The following is a 545-nucleotide window of genomic DNA, read 5'->3' as shown; positions in this document are numbered from 1 at the left end:
CGTATCGGAAGGTGCGGCTGGATCACCTCCTTTCTAAGGAAATGGCCGATGGCTCATCGCAAGAAGAGTCAATCGCGTCACACAGATTAACGAACTGACGTTCTTTGGTTGTTTAGTTTTGAAGGTTCAAGTAAAATTGAATCTCCTTGATAGTAAGATAGGGGCCTATAGCTCAGCTGGTTAGAGCGCACGCCTGATAAGCGTGAGGTCGGTGGTTCGAGTCCACTTAGGCCCACCATATAACTATCTTCATATCGTTATCATCCCATGGGGCCTTAGCTCAGCTGGGAGAGCGCCTGCCTTGCACGCAGGAGGTCAGCGGTTCGATCCCGCTAGGCTCCACCAACCACACTCTTTCGAGAAAGAAAGACCGCTCGAAAACTTTGTTGTGTAGAAATATGTCACCTCGCGGTGACGCTCGTTCCTTGAAAACTGGATAAAGACATCAAACAAACAAAGCAATAAACCGAGTAATCGCCACCTTAGTGATTTTCTTCATAGAAAATCCAAGCAAGAACCATTTTGATGGTTAAGTTAGAAAGGGC

Annotated in this window: 2 tRNA genes; both read left to right on the top strand. The window is 47.0% G+C overall.

What is annotated here, in order from left to right:
* Window positions 1-161: 161 nt before the first annotated feature.
* A tRNA-Ile gene (locus E2R51_RS19670) sits at window positions 162-238 on the top strand.
* A 31-nt stretch (window positions 239-269) separates the two neighbouring features.
* Window positions 270-345: transfer RNA gene (locus E2R51_RS19665), tRNA-Ala, on the top strand.
* The last annotated feature ends 200 nt before the right edge of the window (window positions 346-545 follow it).

Origin of the sequence: Jeotgalibacillus sp. S-D1 (assembly GCF_004358665.1) — a bacterium.
Lineage (GTDB): Bacteria > Bacillota > Bacilli > Bacillales > Jeotgalibacillaceae > Jeotgalibacillus.
The sequence above is the reverse complement of the archived record's forward strand: the minus strand, read 5'-3'. Positions and strand labels throughout refer to the sequence as shown.